2 pseudogenes are annotated in these 619 nt (G+C 76.9%); both read left to right on the forward strand.

The window, feature by feature from the left end:
• Window positions 1-331 (forward strand): annotated as a pseudogene (locus tag HUW36_RS33905) (hypothetical protein); the annotation flags it as partial.
• 140 nt (window positions 332-471) lie between these two features.
• Window positions 472-619 (forward strand): annotated as a pseudogene (locus HUW36_RS34800) (ATPase); the annotation flags it as partial.

Consider the following 619-nt stretch of genomic DNA (forward strand, 5'->3'; position numbering starts at 1 on the left):
CCGGGAGGCGGACGGCTACCGGGCGGGGTGCGCCTGCGTCTACGCCGCCGTGGTCCGGGGCGGACCGGACGCGCTGCGCACGCTCGCCGGACGTCCCGGCGTACGCGGGGTGGACCCGGCGCCGGAGGTCACCCGGCTGGACCGGGCCGTCTTCACGCCGCCGCTGCCGGAGCAGCGCGACGTGGCTCGGCCGCCGGCCGACACGGCCTTGGCGTCGGGCGACGGTATGGGTGATTCGTCGGAAGCCGCACCGACGGTGAGCGGACCCTCACCCGGCGCCCGCCCGGCCGCCACCGGGTCCGGGCCGCCCAATCCCGCTCCCACCTCCTGAGACACCCCACCCGGCAACGGCGCGACGGGTGACACGGTGAGGAGGGCCACCGGCCGATGTGCGGAGCGGGGAGTGGTCCGAATAGGGTTTCGTTCGTAGCCTGTCAGGCGGAGATCGATGGGCTGGGGGAGGGCGAATCCTTGGACGGCAGCGAGACCGGCTGGGGTCGGCAGGGTGAGCCGGCACCGCGGTGGCGGGCGCTGCTCGACCGGGCCCGGCTCGGCGGTCGCGGCGCGGAGCACACCGACGCCGACCGGCGCGCCGAGGAGAACCCGGCACCTCCGCCCG

The sequence above is a fragment of the Micromonospora maritima genome (assembly GCF_902825405.1).
GTDB classification, from domain to species: domain Bacteria; phylum Actinomycetota; class Actinomycetes; order Mycobacteriales; family Micromonosporaceae; genus Micromonospora; species Micromonospora maritima.